The sequence below is a fragment of the Nocardia sp. NPDC006630 genome, from assembly GCF_040611495.1.
Classification (GTDB): domain Bacteria; phylum Actinomycetota; class Actinomycetes; order Mycobacteriales; family Mycobacteriaceae; genus Nocardia.
The window spans coordinates 392,917-409,108 of sequence record NZ_JBEXOK010000007.1; the positions used below are offsets into that span (position 1 = coordinate 392,917).

The 16,192-nt window shown below is 64.5% G+C and carries 17 protein-coding genes; 15 read left to right on the top strand and 2 right to left on the bottom strand.

Annotated elements, in window-relative coordinates; genetic code table 11:
- Nucleotides 1–11: 11 nt before the first annotated feature.
- The 5 genes from ABZX86_RS22950 (at nt 12) to ABZX86_RS22970 (ending at nt 3,706) form a co-directional block, all read left to right on the top strand.
- Nucleotides 12–311 carry a MoaD/ThiS family protein gene (locus ABZX86_RS22950; RefSeq protein WP_355126517.1) on the top strand — a complete coding sequence of 100 codons (300 nt, stop codon included), beginning with the start codon at nt 12–14 and terminating at the stop codon, nt 309–311.
- Nucleotides 312–314: 3 nt separating this feature from the next.
- Complete coding sequence (locus ABZX86_RS22955) at nt 315–1,211, top strand: hypothetical protein (RefSeq protein WP_355126519.1); 897 nt, start codon at nt 315–317, stop codon at nt 1,209–1,211.
- 17 nt (nt 1,212–1,228) lie between these two features.
- Nucleotides 1,229–1,951, top strand: a complete 723-nt coding sequence (locus tag ABZX86_RS22960; RefSeq protein ID WP_355126521.1) for an HAD-IA family hydrolase — start codon at nt 1,229–1,231, stop codon at nt 1,949–1,951.
- The gene (locus ABZX86_RS22965; protein ID WP_355126523.1) at nt 1,948–3,333 is read left to right on the top strand and encodes a glycosyltransferase; all 1,386 of its coding nucleotides are present in this window, start codon (nt 1,948–1,950) and stop codon (nt 3,331–3,333) included. The genes ABZX86_RS22960 and ABZX86_RS22965 overlap by 4 nt, the downstream gene beginning before the upstream one ends.
- A gap of 112 nt (nt 3,334–3,445) precedes the next feature.
- The gene (locus ABZX86_RS22970; RefSeq protein ID WP_355126524.1) at nt 3,446–3,706 is read left to right on the top strand and encodes a hypothetical protein; all 261 of its coding nucleotides are present in this window, start codon (nt 3,446–3,448) and stop codon (nt 3,704–3,706) included.
- A 17-nt stretch (nt 3,707–3,723) separates the two neighbouring features.
- Here ABZX86_RS22970 and ABZX86_RS22975 read toward each other — a convergent pair whose 3' ends face one another.
- Entirely contained in the window at nt 3,724–4,296 is a 573-nt protein-coding gene (locus ABZX86_RS22975) for a hypothetical protein (RefSeq protein ID WP_355126526.1), read from the bottom strand.
- Between the two features lie 214 nt (nt 4,297–4,510).
- On the opposite strand from ABZX86_RS22975, the gene ABZX86_RS22980 reads away from it, so the two are divergent.
- Together ABZX86_RS22980 and ABZX86_RS22985 are read left to right on the top strand one after the other, a co-directional pair.
- Nucleotides 4,511–5,986 (top strand): ROK family protein, encoded by a 1,476-nt coding sequence (locus ABZX86_RS22980; protein WP_355126528.1) that lies wholly within the window; start codon nt 4,511–4,513, stop codon nt 5,984–5,986.
- Nucleotides 5,987–6,104: 118 nt separating this feature from the next.
- The gene (locus ABZX86_RS22985) at nt 6,105–6,341 is read left to right on the top strand and encodes a hypothetical protein (protein ID WP_355126530.1); all 237 of its coding nucleotides are present in this window, start codon (nt 6,105–6,107) and stop codon (nt 6,339–6,341) included.
- Nucleotides 6,342–6,897: 556 nt separating this feature from the next.
- On the opposite strand, the gene ABZX86_RS22990 is transcribed toward ABZX86_RS22985, so the two are convergent.
- Nucleotides 6,898–7,341, bottom strand: coding sequence for an SDR family oxidoreductase (locus tag ABZX86_RS22990; RefSeq protein WP_355126861.1), 444 nt, complete (start codon nt 7,339–7,341; stop codon nt 6,898–6,900).
- Between the two features lie 518 nt (nt 7,342–7,859).
- On the opposite strand from ABZX86_RS22990, the gene ABZX86_RS22995 reads away from it, so the two are divergent.
- Genes ABZX86_RS22995 through ABZX86_RS23030 form a run of 8 tightly spaced genes read left to right on the top strand, consistent with a single transcriptional unit; the run spans nt 7,860 to nt 16,183 of the window.
- Nucleotides 7,860–8,708, top strand: a complete 849-nt coding sequence (locus ABZX86_RS22995; protein WP_355126532.1) for an ABC transporter permease — start codon at nt 7,860–7,862, stop codon at nt 8,706–8,708.
- A 1-nt stretch (nt 8,709) separates the two neighbouring features.
- Nucleotides 8,710–9,573: an ABC transporter permease gene (locus tag ABZX86_RS23000; protein ID WP_355126534.1), complete on the top strand. Its 864-nt coding sequence runs from the start codon at nt 8,710–8,712 to the stop codon at nt 9,571–9,573.
- 9 nt (nt 9,574–9,582) lie between these two features.
- Nucleotides 9,583–10,674 (top strand): MCE family protein, encoded by a 1,092-nt coding sequence (locus ABZX86_RS23005; RefSeq protein WP_355126536.1) that lies wholly within the window; start codon nt 9,583–9,585, stop codon nt 10,672–10,674.
- Complete coding sequence (locus tag ABZX86_RS23010; RefSeq protein ID WP_355126538.1) at nt 10,671–11,723, top strand: MlaD family protein; 1,053 nt, start codon at nt 10,671–10,673, stop codon at nt 11,721–11,723. Before ABZX86_RS23005 ends, ABZX86_RS23010 begins: the two co-directional genes overlap by 4 nt.
- Nucleotides 11,720–12,790, top strand: coding sequence for an MCE family protein (locus ABZX86_RS23015; protein WP_355126540.1), 1,071 nt, complete (start codon nt 11,720–11,722; stop codon nt 12,788–12,790). Before ABZX86_RS23010 ends, ABZX86_RS23015 begins: the two co-directional genes overlap by 4 nt.
- A complete protein-coding gene (locus ABZX86_RS23020) occupies nt 12,790–13,908 on the top strand; it encodes an MCE family protein (protein WP_355126542.1) in 1,119 nt (372 codons plus the stop codon). Before ABZX86_RS23015 ends, ABZX86_RS23020 begins: the two co-directional genes overlap by 1 nt.
- Nucleotides 13,905–14,993 carry an MCE family protein gene (locus ABZX86_RS23025; RefSeq protein ID WP_355126544.1) on the top strand — a complete coding sequence of 363 codons (1,089 nt, stop codon included), beginning with the start codon at nt 13,905–13,907 and terminating at the stop codon, nt 14,991–14,993. Before ABZX86_RS23020 ends, ABZX86_RS23025 begins: the two co-directional genes overlap by 4 nt.
- Nucleotides 14,990–16,183: an MlaD family protein gene (locus tag ABZX86_RS23030; protein ID WP_355126546.1), complete on the top strand. Its 1,194-nt coding sequence runs from the start codon at nt 14,990–14,992 to the stop codon at nt 16,181–16,183. The genes ABZX86_RS23025 and ABZX86_RS23030 overlap by 4 nt, the downstream gene beginning before the upstream one ends.
- Nucleotides 16,184–16,192 lie beyond the last annotated feature (9 nt).

The window sequence follows — 16,192 nt, forward strand, 5'->3', positions numbered from 1 at the left end:
GAGGTAACAGTATGGTTGTCGTCACCCTGGCCGCATCATTGGTCACCTATCTCGATGAGGTCGACGATCTCGGATCACCGCCGACCGAATGCCGTTCGATCACCTGTACCGCAGACAGCTGGCTTGTGCTGGTCAACCAGATCCGGGCGCGCTTCGACCGGCTGGCCAAACATCTATTCGACGAATCCGGGCGATTGCGCGCCGGATTCCTGCTGGCCCTCAATGATGAGATCTACCGTCGGCCGGACCGGCTAACTGGTCTGCACGCCGGCGACCAGCTATTCGTGTTCGCCCAGATCGCCGGTGGGTGAGCCATGCCACCGACGCTGACCGGGCGCGGGCTCGGACCGGGCAAGCTGACCCGGCTGCACCGCATGCTGTATTGCCATGGCGCGGGCGATGGCACCGCCTTGCTGCTGCCCTACGATCACGGGCTCGAGCACGGCCCCAGAGACTTCGCCGCACAACCGGAATCGGGCGATCCGGGCTTCGTGTTCGAGCTCGCGCTCGCTGGCGGCTTCAATGCGGTTGTAGTTCAGATCGGGCACGCGCGCAAATGCTACGAACCTTTCGCCGGCCGTATCTCGCTGGTGGTCAAGCTCAACGGGAAGACGGAGATACCATCGGACGACGCACCGCTGTCGCCGCTGAACGCCTCGGTGGCCGAGGCGGTCTCGCTCGGTGCGGACGCAGTCGGCTACACCCTGTACGTGGGCTCGGCCCGGCAGACCGACGATTTCAACGCCCTGCGCACGGTCCGGGAGGACTGCGAGCGATTCGGGATGCCATTGATCGTGTGGGCTTACCCGCGCGGGTCGGCGATCGAGCGTGCCGGCGGGAGAAACTCGTTCTACGCCATTGATTACGCCGCGCGTGCCGCTGCGGAACTCGGCGCGGACATCGTCAAGCTGAACTGGCCGACGGACCCGCCGTCCGACGCGGTTCCTCCGGAGTACCGACACGAGTTTTCCGATGCCGACCAACTCGCCGCTCTCACACGATCCGCCGGTCGGACGCTGCTACTGTTGTCCGGCGGTGAGCGCGCCGATGCCGATGTGTTGCTGAATCGCGCGCAGGCCGTGGTGAATGCCGGGGGCCTCGGTCTCATCTTCGGCCGCAATTTTCTCAAACGAGAACCCAGCGAGGCGCTGGCGCTCGCCGGAAAGCTCCATCACATCCTCAGTGACCCGATCATCGGCCATGCCGGTTGACGAAAGGTGTATGGATTGTGTCCACGCATGATGCGCTCAACCCCGATTCCTGCTCGCTGGCAGGGGGCTCGACTGCTGTCGAATTGCCTTGTTCAGCAATCTTATTCGACTTGGATGGGGTATTGGTCTCGTCTGCCGCGTCCGTGCGCCGATCCTGGTTGCAGTGGGCGTCCGACCATGATCTCGACCCTGGTGCCGTGCTGGCCGCGACCCCGGGCACGCGGTCGGTAGACACTATCCGGGCGGTCGCGCCCGCGCTGGACGCAGAACTCGAGGCAGCCCAACTGGAGCAGAGACAGGCCGAAGACGTCGCCGATATCGAGCAGTGCAGTGGTGCCGGAGATTTGCTGAATGATCTCGACGATGATGAATGGGCCATTGTGACTTCCGCACCGACCTGGCTGGCCAAGGTACGCCTGCGGGCCGCGGGTCTGCCCGAACCTCGGGTGCTGGTGGCGAACGACGATGTCGAAACCGGCAAACCGGAACCGGACGGATACCTGCTCGCCGCACGGCAACTGGGTTGTTCCACCTCGGAATGCCTGGTGATCGAGGACGCTGCTGCGGGAGTCGAGGCGGGCAGGCGCGCAGGCATGCGCGTGGTGGGGCTGACCCATGGTGGGGACACCGACGCGCTTTCAGGTGCCGATGTCCTCGTCGAAACGTGCGCGGACCTGGTGCTCGACCGGCACTCCGGCCGGGGACTCCAGCTCACCGCGGCCCGGGTGATCCGAGGATGACCATTCAACCAGGTACTGATTCCGAACTGGGACATGACATTACCCAAGTCTCCGTCACCGCGACCCGCCAGCGCCACTGGCCCTCCCGGCTCACCGCCGACTCCGCCACGCTGTCGTGCCGGCTCGGCGGCAAGCGAATCTGGCACGTGAGCAGCACCGCGCTCGGCGGCGGCGTCGCGGAACTGCTCTGGGCCTCCATCGCGCATCAGCAATCGCTGGGTCTGCCCGCTGAATGGCTGGTCGCCGACGCGGAAGCGGAATTCTTTCAGCTCACCAAGCGAATCCATCACGGTCTGCACGGCAATGACTCCGGAGGCTTCGACGACTCGGACGCTAAGCTGTACCGGCGAGTCACCAGGGCGATCGCCGATCGGCTGATACCGGGGCACATCGCACCCAATGACCTGGTGGTGCTACACGATCCGCAGACAGTCGGGGCCGCGCCGTACCTGCTGGAGCGGGGAATCCGAGTGGTGTGGCGTTGCCACATCGGCACTACCGGTCACGGTGCGGTGCTGTCAGATACGTGGGAGTTCCTGCGCCCGTACGTGTCCGAGCTTCCCCTCAGCGTCTTCACCACCGAGGGTTTCGCGCCGTCCTACCTGCCCGCTGATCGTTGCCGGGTTATCGCACCCTCGATCGATCCCGAGTCCGAGAAGAATCGCGATCTGACCATCGAACAGTGCCGTGAACTACTTGGCGGGATCGGCCTACTGGCGTCGTCCGCCCCGAATTCCGTTGTGGGGCGGGTGATTCAGGATGCACCGCTACCGCCGAACACTCCATTGATTACCCAGGTGTCACGTTGGGATCCGCTCAAGGATATGACCGGTGTACTGCGTGCTTTCTCCGAGCAGATCGCCCCGCGCAGCCCGGCGCATCTACTGCTGCTCGGTCCCGACCCGGCCGACATTCCGGACGATCCGGAGGGAGCCGGGGTGTTCGCCGAGGTCTGTCTGCTGCGCGACACCCTGCCGGTGTGTATTCGCACCCGCACCCACCTGGCGGTGCTGACGCTGCGAGACCGCCTCGCCAACGCCCTGGTGGTGAACGCGGCGCAACGGTATTCGACGATAGTCGTGCAGAAGAGCTTCGCCGAGGGATTCGGGCTCACCGTCACCGAGGCGATGTGGAAGGCTAGGCCAATCGTCGCTTCTGCGGTGGGCGGGATACTCACCCAGGTGACCGATGGGGTCGACGGACTGCTGGTGGATCCCCACGACTACGTGGGCTTCGCCAACAGTATAATGACCTTGCTGGATCGGCACGATCGTGCCGCCGAGCTGGGTTCAGCGGCCAGAAACACCTGTGCTGCGCGGTTTCTCGTCGATCGAGAGCTGTCGGACTATGTCCGGCTCTATAACGAGCTCCTCACCCTATAGTAGGACCTAGGTTCTATGACGTAGTCTTGGGGGACGGCTGGGGCCGGTGACCATCTTCGACAATCAGGGTCGTGGTCACCGCGCCCCTTGGCCTCGACGGGAGGTGCTCACTATGCCGCAGGAACCGGATATCGGTCCGGAGTCTGTCCAGCTCAATGTCAAGATCCCCTGGGTCGATGCGGTCGGGGCCAAGCGATTGGCCCGATTGCAAGGTGTGCCGCTCAATGTGTTCATCGCGGGTCTGATCCGGCAGGCACTGCTGGCTGACGCCGATATTTTGGAAGCCCAGTTCGCCGAGGAACACGCGGCGATGGAGAAGGAACGCGCTGGTTTGATGACCGTGCTGAACAAGGAGAAGAAAAAACGCGGCTGATTCTGCGCTGTCCCATGTCAGCGCACAGCCAGTCGAGGGCTGACCGGAGCGGCCGCGTGGGCCATGCGGCGCGGGGTGGCGACGTATGCGGCGGTGATCATCGTTCGCAACAGATCCTCGGTGTCTGTGACCGGCGCGGCGTCGATCGTATCAAGCCGAAACCCTGGCAGCCGTTGTGGTTCCAGCGCGATTGTGATCGCCTCGCGGCTCTGCATCCGCAGCATCCAGCCGTCCAGGCCCGCGCCCACGCGGATGCCTGCGTAGGCGCACGACCGTCGGATCAGCAGCGGCCATTCCGGGTGCAGCAGGATCGAAACCGCGATGTTGGCAAGAGAAGTCGCGAGTTGACCGAGTTCGTCGTTCCTCTCTGGGCCTCGGGTTCGCCACCGCCGGTGCACGAAACCGAAGAGTTCGCTATCGGCCGCGGGCCAGATTTCGAGAGTCTCGCGGTAGCTCCAGCCGGTCGGCAGTCCGGCGTTCAAAGTGGCGCAGCGACTGGCCATTTCGACTCTTTCACGAAGCATGGCGCCTACAGCCCTGGGGGTGTTCATCTCGTGGATCGCGAGGTTGTAGTCCGATGTGGCGTCCATCGTTGGGCCCCCTTTCGGGCCGAGAATCTGGCCTGGCGATGCGTCACTCCGGGCCGACTGATCCCAATATAGCCCGCTACTGATACTTATTTCGCCATGAGATTCTAAAACTTTCTTACATCTAATATTCGTTACGAATATTTTCTCCAATATGAATGCTAAAGTAGAGTTGCGACTCGGAACGGCGTTCCACGACGACAGGGGTTCGGCGACTGTGGTGCACGAAGCGTTCGAGGTGAAGCTCGCGCAATGGCCCAAAAAGGCTGTGGCGCTGAAGCAGAGGACGGCCGGCGAGCGTGCCGACTCGTCGGTCGGTCGCGACGCCATCGTCCAGGTGCTTGCCCGTGTTGCGCGCGCCGCGCCGAACGATATCTCGCGACTCGAGATTCACCAGGGTGACCCAAAAGCCGCTCGTCGTATGGACCGCCAGGAGATTCCGCAGGCCACGGTCAGCAAGGCAGTCAAGGTCCTACTCGACGCGGGCTATCTGGAGTACGGCACCACCCGTCATGAAAAGGACCGGCGTCCCACCACGCGGCTCAAGCTCAGCTCCCGATTGGTCACCGCCGGTGTCCATGTCGCTCTGCGCGACGGTCGGCCCCTGGGCATGTCGATCGTCCTGACAAGCCTGGACGGCACCACACAATTGCTGGGTCATCGCCGGGTAAGCTGGCGCGGCGAGTCCCCCAACGACACTGGCGCGGCAGGGGAGGAAGAGTCGTACTGGATCCGGCTCGCCGCCGAAATTGCTTCGGCGATACGGCAGCTCATCGAACGGCACAGCCGTGCGCTCGCGGAAGATCCGGACCGATTCGGCGGCCTCGGACCCGACGCTGTGTCCGGTGATCGACACGGTGAGCGTGTCGTCGAACTCTTCGGAATCGGCGTTGAGGTCGCCGCACCGGTCGACGGCGACTTGGTGATTCCGTTGTTGCGTGACGGTTCCGCGCCACCGCAGAACCTCGGGGCCATGTTACGCAATCACTTCGATCCGCAACACCGTGGCGTGGTGCCGATCCTGATCGAGAACGACATCAATGCTCTTGCCGTACATGCGATTCAATGGCTGCGCTACCAGGTTCTGAATCTCATCGTGATCGGTGTGTTCGAACATGGCACTGGCGGCGGGCTCGTCATGGACGGCCGTGTTCGGCGAGGAAGCAGCGGCCGCGCGATGGAAGTTGGGCACCTCGCCGTCGGGCGCCTCAGTAACGGGGCGAGTCCCCAATCAGCTCCGGACATGGTGTGCCTGTGCGGCGATGAGAGTGGCCGGCACGTGGACCTGGTCGGCTCGCCCAGTCGCATCCTGCGAGAGCTGGGGTGTGCGACCCTCGACGAGGCGGTCCTGATCGATACCGACCAGGCGGGCAGCGTATTCGAGGAAGCGGGCGCGGTACTCGGCTGGGCGATCCAATGCGCCTGCACCACAACCGATCCATCCACGGTGATTCTCTACCTGCCGCAACCGCTGGCCGAAGCCGCCTCCGGCACCGCCGCGGCCCGCTACCTGGATGCGGCCAGACGCGAGATCATCGCTGGTTTCACCGGCCCCCGTGAAATCACGACCAGAACCTTCCCCACCGACGATCAGGATCAGCCGAACCTGCGAGCTACCGCGGCCGCAAAGTGCGTCCTGGAGGGTTTTCTCGAGCACGCCCTCGAGCTCGACGAATGCGCCCTCGAGAACTGACTGGCAGCCCCCTCGGGTCAAGACCCCTGGTAAATTCCTAGGGCCTATCTCCTAGTCAATGTAGGATAGGTCCTGCTTCACCGGATCGGCCGGGGCGGCATGGAGGAGGCCAAGAACCGTGGTACACAACAATTTCGGGCAACCCGACAACGAACGGCGAAGCTTCAAAAGAACGGTTCTGCTGTCGCTCATGAGCCTTCTGACCGGTGGATCGCTCGTCATGTCGGTCTCGATCCACAATGAAGCAACTTTCGTCGCGGAAGTGCCGCTGCAGACTGCACCGGGAAACCCGGACGTCAACCATCCAATGGGTGAATGCCTGGCGCGGCAGTACGAATTGCCGAACGGCCGATAGTTCCGCGTTCCCGGTGCAGCTGGTATCACTGAAGGGCCCTGCATGAGCCGGGCCCTTTTCGGCCGGTCGGATCGTTACCGTGCGAGGCCCTGGTTCCGGGAGAACCTCGACTCTCGCGCTAACGTGGCCATCTGCGCGCCTAGGTCACGGCCTCCCGGTGCCGCGTGGCCAGACCCCGTCGAGGTCGACCTCGAGGTCCTCATCCAGTAGAACGCGTCGACGTCGGTTGGTGGCCCAGACTTCGCCAGCGGCGATCGCGCCATAGCAGTAGGCTAGTGATCCTACGGCCAACATGAGTTCGACCATTGCCTGCCAACCCCGCAGCCGGGCTTCGACGACTACCCCACTCCACCGATGTCCGTCGTTGGCTGCCGTTGCCCCCTTTTGGGAGTGCTTGACGTGCCGCGGCAAGCGAATGCCGAAGTACCACCACATATTTGCTCCGTTGATGTCGATTCTTCGTGCGCACCTCGAATCCGGCGGCTGCGTGCTGGACGACTTGACCCGACAGGAGCGATCTGTGGGTGGGTATTCCCGCGGGCCGATCACGGGCCGGTCAGAACCGTCCGACGCCACCGGTGACATGAAATCCGCCGTCGACGTGAATGATTTCTCCGGTGGTGCTGGTGAACCAGTCCGAGAGCAACGCTATGCACGCACGGGCCGTGGGATCGGCATCGGTCACATCCCAGCCGAGCGGAGCTCCACTGCTCCAGGCACTTTCGAAATCGATGAAGCTGGGGATACTGGTCGCGGCTTTGGTGCGCAGAGGTCCGGCCGCGACCAAGTTGACCCGGATACCGCGACGCCCCAGATCACGGCTCAGGTAGCGGGAGGTCGATTCCAGGGCGGCCTTCGCCACCCCCATCCAGTCGTACCCGGGCCATGCGATCGCGGCGTCGAAGTCCAGACCGACGACGGACGCGGGGCTGCGCAGTAGTGGGCAAAGAGCCGTGTGGCCACGGCCGGGATGGCCTCGCGGCGTGAGCTGCGTACCAATGCCGGGGTATGCCCGATGCCACGGTCAGGGTGGTCGGGCAGGGTGATCGGCGCATCGAAGATCGACAGCGACACGGCGATGTTCCAGTGCTGCTGCCGCAACTGTCGGGATCAGATTGCCGGCCGTTGCCGAGTTCAGCGCGCAGTCGCTGAGGGTGCGCCCTTCCGGCCCGCGGGGCATGTTGTGCCTCCCCTTCTCGCCTGGTCGGCAAGCGTGTGATCGTACCGCGCAGGTGCGGTGTATCCGCGTAGGGACGCGATCGTCCACCCGTGCGATGCCCACAAAGATCACTATTGTGACTACTTCATATTCACTTGAGAGGGCATGGGGATGTCGTGCGGTTTCGATATGTGCAGTAAGAGTGGCAAATATAGCTAAGATTCAGCCGATATATTCCGGTCTTGCGCTGCCGACTGTGACTGCTGTTACACTACGCCGAGTTCACATATGGCATACCTGGAGGATCAATGGCGTCACCCGGCAGTAGTCGCTCCACCTCCATGAGCGGGTGAGGCGCGGTGCAGTCGATCAAGGATTTGCGCGGCCCGTCGGCGGCCGCGGTGCAGTGGGGGCAGGGCTACTACCGTGACCATCCGGTGCGTTCGATCGAAACCTTCGGCCGGCAGATCACCATGGGGCGCCGGGCGATCGCCCAGCTGATCGGAGACCTCTTCCGGGGCAGATTCCACTTCGGGGAATTCATTCGCCAGTGTGCGTTCATGACGAGCGCCTCGGCCGCGCCGACCGTGCTGATCGCGATTCCGATCGGCGTCATCCTGTCGATTCAGGTCGGTTCGCTGGTGGTGCAGGTGGGGGCCACGTCGTTCATGGGTGCGGCGAGCGGTCTCGGGATCATCAAACAGGGTGCGCCGCTGGTGACTTCGCTGATGATCGCGGGCGCGGTCGGCTCGGCGATCTGTGCTGATCTGGGCTCGCGGACGGTGCGCGAGGAGATCGACGCGATGAAGGTGATGGGCGTGGACCCGCTGACCAGACTGGTCGCGCCACGGCTGCTGGCGGCGATGCTGGTGAGTGTCCTGCTGTGCGGGTTCGTCGTCTTCATCGGATTCATCACCGGCTATATGTTCAACGTCTATGTGCAGGGCGGCACGGCCGGATCGTTCGTCAGTACTTTCGCCGCCTTCGCCGGGCCTGCCGATCTGGTTGCGGCAGTGACGAAATCACTCATCTTCGGGCTGCTGACAGCGATCATCGCGTGCGATACCGGCCTGAATACGCGCGGCGGTCCCGGCGGTGTGGCGAATGCAGTGAATTCGGCGGTCGTCAATTCCGCGCTGTTGCTGTTCGCGACCAATGTGATTCTCACCCAGGTGTTCAACACCCTGTTCCCGCACCAGGTGGTCTGAGATGGCGGCAACCTATGTGCCTCCGCTGCTGCGCCCGGTGCGCGCGCTGAGCCGGGCGGCGAACGTGCCGCTGAACGCGGTGCGGCTGGCGGGGCATCAGGCCTTCTTCTTCGTCCGCTGCCTGGCCGATATTCCGTTGGCGTTCAAGCACTATCGCAAGGATGTGTGGCGGCTGCTGTCCGATGTCACCTGGGGCAACGGGTCACTCGTCGTCGGCGGCGGGGTCATGGGGGTGATCATCGCGATGAACATTTTTGTCGGCATCACCATCGGCCTGGAAGCGTTCTCGCAGCTGGATCTGCTGGGCATGGGTCCGGTCACCGGCGCGATCACCGCGTTCGCTGTCACCCGGGAGATCGGGCCGATGATCGCGGTCGTCGCATTCGTGGTGCAGGGTGGCTGCCGGATCACCGCGCAATTGGGGACCATGCGGATCTCCGAGGAGATCGACGCGCTGGACTCCTTGGCGATTCGGCCGCTGCCCTATCTGGTCAGCACCAGGATTCTGGCCGCGTGGATCGCCATCGTCCCGATGTATCTGGTCGGGCTGTGCGCCGCCTATTTGTCCGCGCGGTTCACCGTGACGCTGATGGGCGGCACGTCCAGTGGCACATATTTCCACTACTTCCAGCAGTTCTTCGTGAGCACCGACCTGCTCTTCTCGATTCTCAAGGCGGTCGTGTTCGTCACGCTGGCGACCTTCATCCAGTCCTATTACGGATTCTTCGCCGACGGCGGGCCGGAGGGCGTCGGTATCGCGGCGGGTGCGGCCATCAAGGTCTGCTTCGTCGTGGTGGTGCTCGCGGATCTGCTTCTGACACTGGGTATCTGGGGCATCGACCCCGGTGTCCGGTTCTCGGGATAGGGGCGGAAGATGATCAAGGATCCCAGTGGTCGCGGCCCCACCGGCCGTCAGCTGCTGCTCGCCGGAGTCGCGCTCATTGTGGTGATCTCCATGGCCACCACGCTTTTGCTGCTGCGCTACGGCGGCGTTTTCACCGATAAGGTGCCGATCGTCGCGGAGCTGACCTCCACCGGTGACGGACTACCAGCCGGCTCGGATGTGAAGTTCCGGGGGCTCACCGTGGGCCGGGTGCAGAGTTCCGAGGTCGCCGCGACCGGTGATATCCAGCGGGTCGCGATCGACCTGAAACCCGAGTACGCCGAGGGTGTTCCGTCCACCGTCACCGCGCGAGTGGTGCCCGCGAACATCTTCGCGGTCACCTCCATCGAATTGCTCGACAACGGTCCCGCGCAGCCGGTGACCTCGGGCACCGTGGTCCAGCAGGACAGGACCAAGGAAACCGTTGCGCTGCAGTCGGCTTTGACGACCTTCCGCAATGTCCTGACCAAGCTCGATCCGGACAAGCTCGGGCGGATTCTGACCTCGCTGTCGGACGCGCTGAACGGGAGCGCCCGCATGCCGGGTTCGACGCTCGAGCGTCTGGATCGCTGGCTCACCGCGGTCGATCAGGTGGGAATCGCCTCGGATCTGCAGAACTTCACCACTGCCGCAGCGGGTCTCAATCAATCCGCGCCGGCACTGGTCGATGTGCTGAGTCAATCGGTTGCCACCGCGCGCACGATCGCGGATCGCCGGGATCGGCTGACCGCGCTACTGACCGGTGCGAGCAACACCGTCGACGTGGTGAACGGACTGTTCGCGCGCAATCCGAACACCGGCAAGGAACTGGTCGGCGGGCTGGCCGACACCTTCGGTGCGCTGGCCGCCGATCCCGACGCGCTACCGCAGTCGATGGTCAATTTCAGCGACACCCTGCGCAAGTTCTCCACGACCTTCCACGAGGGCGCCGGCGGGAAATTGATGTGGCAGTGGAATATCGCGGTGTCCTTGACCCCGTTCCGGCCCTACACCGCCGCCGACTGCCCGCGCTACGGCGCACTCACCGGGCCGAGCTGCGCTGCGGCCCCGCAGGACACCTCGGAAGGAGGCCCGGGACAATGAATTACCGTAAACCGCTGATCGGATTCAGCCTGTTCGCCATTGCGTCCGTCCTGGTCACGTGGATCGTCTGGTCGACGTTGCAGCGCACCGTCCCCGGCGACACCAATGACTATTCGGCGACATTCTCCGATGCCTACGGACTGCACCCCGGTGACGATGTGCGGATGGCGGGCGTGCGAGTGGGCCGAGTGCAATCGGTGTCGCTCGACAACGATCACAATGCCCGCGTCGCATTCCAGGTGCAGCGCACTCAGTCGCTGTTCACCGATACCAAAGCCATGATTCGCTATCAGAATCTCATCGGTCAGCGCTATGTCGCGCTCGCGCCGGGTAAGGGCGGCGGTGCACCGCTCGCCGACAAGGGGACCATTCCGCTGCACGCAGCGGACGGTTCGTTCCAGACCGAGCCCTCTTTCGATGTGTCCGCGCTGCTGGGCGGGTTCGAACCGCTCTTCAGTGCGCTGAAGCCGGATCAGATCAACTCGCTGTCCAACACATTGATCCTGGCCCTGCAGGGCGACAACGTGTCATTGAGCGCCTTTATCACCCAGGCCGCCGCCGTAGCCGCCCAGTTTCAGCAGCGCGACCAGATTCTCGGCGACGTGATCGACAACCTGGGCGGTGTCATCACCGGATTGGCCGCGCGCGGAGGGCAATTGGACTCACTGATCAATCGGACCACCGATCTGGTCACCGGGCTGCACGCCCAGGGCCAGGCCCTGTTGCAGTCGACTCAGCAGGTCGCCGATGCCACCGGCTCGGTCGCGAACATGGTGGGACAGGTCCAGTCCCGGGTGCGTGCGGCGCAGAACTCCACGACCGCGGCCTTCGACCTGTTGATCGGCAATGGCGCGAAACTCGACCAGGCCGCGATCGACCTGCCGAAGATTCTGCTCGGGCTGTCGCATCTCACCGAGAACGGCGCGTATGCGAATGCCTATGCGTGTGAGCTCGACGTCTCCCTGTACGGCGTGTTGTTCCCGCCGGGGATGCTGCCCGCCATCTTGAATTCCGTGCTGGGCGACCGTCATTCGGAGGTGTGCCGATGAAGATGCCGACGATGAAGCGGCCGGCCCGGTTTCGACCGGCCGGACTGATGTCCCGCCTGCGCACCGACTCGCCGATCAAACGGCATCGGCGGACCGGGCTGCTCGGCGCGCTCGTTGTCGCCGCACTGCTGATCGGATCGAGCGTGTACAACCAGCTCGGTATCGGGGACAAGACCGTGCTCGCCGAGTTCGCGCAGGCGGCAGGCCTGAAGTCCGGTGACAAGGTGCGGGTCGCGGGCATCGAGGTGGGCCGGGTCGTGGGCGCCGAGATCGAGGGCGATCACGTGCTGGCGACCCTGCACGTCGACAGCGGGCTGGCGTTCGGGCCCGATGCCAGTGCGGAGATCAAGACCTCGACGATTCTCGGCGGTACCTACGTCGGGCTGGTGACAGGTCGCGGAAACGGGTTGCCGGGCGGTCGAATTACGCTGTCGCACACCGTGGTCCCGTTCAATCTCGCCAAGATCGTGCAGGACCCGGACTACCCGTCGCAGTTCGATCGGCTCGAGCGAATCGACACCGGCAAGGTCGCCGACATGATCGGCGTCCTCGGCACACAGCTGGGCGATTCGCCGCAGCTCACCGCGACCGCGCTCGATAGCGTCGGCGCCCTGGCGAAAACCATCGATGCCCGGCGCGGTCAGGTGGAAGCGCTGGTGAAGGGCCTGGACCAGGTTTCGGGCATTCTCGACGACAACCGGAACAACATTCTGCTCATCATGGTGAAGGCCGGCGCGATCGGCGACCGGGTCAATGAGCGCAAGCAGATGGTGCAGAGCCTGCTCGACAATATGGCCGCGCTCTCGCGCCAGTTCCAGCAGATCGGTGCGGAGAACGATGAGCAGTTCGGCCCGATGATCACCCAGCTGGCCACCATGAGCGCGGGCCTGGAGAAGAACCGGCAGCAGCTCGACCAGCTATTGCAGGTCATGCCGATTGCGGTGCGCCAGACCAACAATGCCTTCGGCAATGGCAACTACGGCGATGTGTGGGCGCCCTGGGGGCCCATTACCGACCAGATGCTCTGCGGCGTGCCCGGGGCTCCGATTATCGAGGGGTGCCGGTGATGAGACTGCGCCGAATCGCTATGGCCGTCGCGGCGGTGTGCGCGGCCGCGACGACGGGAGGCTGCGGGGTGCTCGCCGAACACGGGCCTTTTGCCGACAAGATCCATGTGACAGCCGATTTCGCGAATATCGCCGGTGTGTACGAGGGCAATGACGTCTCGCTGCTCGGATTGAAGATCGGCCAGATCGACAAGATCGTGGCACACGGCACCTACGTCACCGTGTCGATGACGATCACCGCCCGCACTCCGGTTCCCGCCGATGCCATCGCCGCGACGCTTTCGCCGTCGCTGGTGACCAACCGGCACATCGAACTGGCACCCGCCTACTCCGGAAAGGGTCCGAAACTCGCTGACGGAGACCATATTCCGTGCGGCGCGCCGTGCGGAATGGACGGCCCGGCGCGGACCCGGACTCCGGTCGATCTGGACCGGGTGCTGGCCACGGTGGACGGCATCGCCACCTCGCTGAAGAGCAAAGGCGGCGCCGAGGGATCTTTGTCGGGGGAGGCGCTCGCGCAGGTGCTGAGCGGCAATGGCGACAAGATCAGGGAGACGATCACCGCGCTGTCGCAGTCGGTGCAGCTCGGCCTGGACAACGGCGACGCCATCTCCCGAATCGTGGTCCGGCTCAACGACATCACGCAGATCATCGCCGGCAATGATCAGGCGGTCCGCGACTTCAGCGGCCAGACAACGCAATTGAGCCAGCTACTCGCGGACCAGGCGCCCGGCATGCAGGCGGTGCTCGCTCAGCTCAACGACTTCCTCGCCAACACCTCCGCGGTGCTGCAGCAGCGTCGTGGACAGCTCGGTGATGCGCTGACCGGACTCACCGCCACCACCGGTCAGTTGAAAGACAATGCGCGCAATCTGATCGAGATCGTCGATGTCACGCCACTGCTGTTCCGCAATCTCGACAACACCGCGATGCGTGATCAGGGACAGATCCGGCTGCACTTCCTGGTGGACAAATCACTGCTCGACGGTGAGGCGCTGAGCGTGTTCTGTTCGAGGATCCACATGCGCTCCGACGGCTGCCGCACCGGCAAGGTGTCGGACTTCGGACCGGACTTCGGCCTCACCGCACTCCTGCTCGGATTGACGGGTGACAAATGATCTCCACTCGTACTCGCCTGCTGACGCCCGTGCTGGCGGCCGTCGCGCTCGGCTCGATGACCGGGTGCGGCCTGACCGTCGAGAACCTGCCGCTGCCCCGGCCGGGCGTCGGTTCGGACGGCTACACCATCCACGCGATCTTCGGCAATGCGCTCAATCTGCCCGCATCCGCCCACGTCAAGATCGGTGGCTCGGATGTCGGTGAGGTGACCGCGATCTCGACCCGGAATTTCCTCGCCGACGTCCGGATGAGCATTCGCGGGGATGTGCGGCTGCCGGTGAACGCGACGGCCGAACTCCGGCAGGCCACTCCGCTCGGCGATGTGTTCGTCGCGATCACGCTGCCCCCGCGCGCACCCGATCAGCAACTGCTGCATCCGGGTGACACGATCGGGCAGCAGAACACCTCGGCGGGCGCCTCGGTGGAGGACCTGCTGCTGTCGGTCGCCACGCTGGTCAACGGCGGTGCGCTGAATCGAATCGCGAATGTGGCCACCGAGCTGAATTCGATGGTCGCCGGTCGCGGACCGGTGCTCTCGCATCTGATCACCGAAATGACCGCCGTGACAACGGCATTGAACCAGCGCTCCGATCAGTTCGACGGTCTGCTCGGGCAGATGAACGGCGTGCTCGCACAATTCGAGCAGCGCCGTGCCGAACTGGGTGCCGCCGCGGACACCGTCCCGGGCATGATCGGTGCGATCGCCGACGACAACAAGAAGATCGGCGATCTGCTCGGCAAGATCGCGGTCACCAGCGCCGCGCTCGACGATTTCGCCAAAACCTCGACCAGCGACCTGTCGGCATTGCTGGACAGTACCGAGCGGCTGACCTCCAGCCTGGCCCGCATGGGCGACAACTTCGCGGGCACCCTCGACGCCCTGCACGAGGTCACGCCGAAACTGCTGAGCACCTTGCGCGGCAACACGATGGCCTTCTACGGCACCGCGACCTACCTCGGTATCGGAGCGCTCTACGACCCGGGCAGCAAAGTGCCAGACGGCACCGATGCCAATGCCTTCACCGGCAGTCTGCTCGATGTGCTGCAACGGGTCTACGCCCGCGTGACAGGGGGGCAGCGATGACCGTGCTGCGAAATCTGCTGCGGCGCAAGGTGCTGCTGACCAATCTCGGGCTGGTGTTCGCGCTGCTGCTCGGCGGCACCTACCTGTTCGCAGGGCTCGCCGATATCAACCCGCTGCGCGATACCTATACGGTCCGGATCGAGCTGACTCGCTCCGGCGGGCTGATGGACAAGAGCGACGTCACCCTGCGCGGCTACCGCATCGGCCGGATCACCTCGATCCGACTGACGGCCACGGGCCTGGAGGCGCTCGCGCAGATCAATTCCTCGGCCCGCGTCCCCGCGGGCGGAATCGTTGCCGTGCAGTCACTGTCGGCGGTGGGGGAGCAGTACCTGGACTTCCGTCCGACGTCCGACGACGGCCCGTACCTGTCGGACGGCGCGGTGATCCTCGCCAAGGACGTCACCACCCCGGTGCCGATCGCGGACGTGCTGCAGAATTCGGAGGCATTGATCGCCCAGCTCGATCCGGCCACCGACCCTAATCGCTTCCAGACCATCATCACCGAGCTCGACAAGGCGCTCGGCGGCGGACCCGATCAGTTGCGCAACCTCGTCTCCGGGATCAGCGCCCTCACCGTCGGCATGGACAACCTGCTACCGCAAACCGTTGCGCTGCTACAAAATCTGCGCACTATAGCGGCCACCACCGCACAGATCCAGCCGGACCTGGCCACCCTCACCCGCAATTCGAGCACCCTGTTCGAGCAGCTCACCGCCGCCGACGGCGAACTGCGCCGCATGCTCGACCTCGGACCCGGCGAGCTTGCCACCCTGGGCGGAGTACTGAGCGAAACCTCCGATCCGGTCACCAATCTCGCGACGAACTTCCTGGCGATCGCCCGCTCGGCCCGGCTGCGCACACCCGCGATCCGGGAACTGTTCCCGGCCTTGCGAGATGGCGCCGGCGCACTCGGGGTGCCGATCCATGACGGCGTATTCAATACGCTCGTCGATATCTGGCCGCGCCCCACCTGCGAATACGAGACCGTGCCGGTATCGCCGACGCAACTGAGTGGTCCGACCGTCCGGCGCTGGAACTACTGCGTCACCAATAATCCCGCGCTGCAGGTTCGCGGTTCGGCGAATGCGCCGCGGCCTGATTCGCCGGACAACGGTGCGGCCCGCCCGCCGGGCGTGGACCCGGACGAGGGTTCGATGCCGGTCGACACCGGAACCGCACCACGCTGACCTGCCGCG

Coding starts and splice junctions, on each gene's coding strand:
- ABZX86_RS23030 (WP_355126546.1), top strand. CDS start 14,990: ATGACCGTGCTGCGAAATCTGCTGCGGCGCAAGGTGCTGCTGACCAAT.
- ABZX86_RS22965 (WP_355126523.1), top strand. CDS start 1,948: ATGACCATTCAACCAGGTACTGATTCCGAACTGGGACATGACATTACC.
- ABZX86_RS22970 (WP_355126524.1), top strand. CDS start 3,446: ATGCCGCAGGAACCGGATATCGGTCCGGAGTCTGTCCAGCTCAATGTC.
- ABZX86_RS23000 (WP_355126534.1), top strand. CDS start 8,710: ATGGCGGCAACCTATGTGCCTCCGCTGCTGCGCCCGGTGCGCGCGCTG.
- ABZX86_RS23015 (WP_355126540.1), top strand. CDS start 11,720: ATGAAGATGCCGACGATGAAGCGGCCGGCCCGGTTTCGACCGGCCGGA.
- ABZX86_RS22975 (WP_355126526.1), bottom strand. CDS start 4,296: ATGGACGCCACATCGGACTACAACCTCGCGATCCACGAGATGAACACC.
- ABZX86_RS23025 (WP_355126544.1), top strand. CDS start 13,905: ATGATCTCCACTCGTACTCGCCTGCTGACGCCCGTGCTGGCGGCCGTC.
- ABZX86_RS23020 (WP_355126542.1), top strand. CDS start 12,790: ATGAGACTGCGCCGAATCGCTATGGCCGTCGCGGCGGTGTGCGCGGCC.
- ABZX86_RS22950 (WP_355126517.1), top strand. CDS start 12: ATGGTTGTCGTCACCCTGGCCGCATCATTGGTCACCTATCTCGATGAG.
- ABZX86_RS23005 (WP_355126536.1), top strand. CDS start 9,583: ATGATCAAGGATCCCAGTGGTCGCGGCCCCACCGGCCGTCAGCTGCTG.
- ABZX86_RS23010 (WP_355126538.1), top strand. CDS start 10,671: ATGAATTACCGTAAACCGCTGATCGGATTCAGCCTGTTCGCCATTGCG.
- ABZX86_RS22955 (WP_355126519.1), top strand. CDS start 315: ATGCCACCGACGCTGACCGGGCGCGGGCTCGGACCGGGCAAGCTGACC.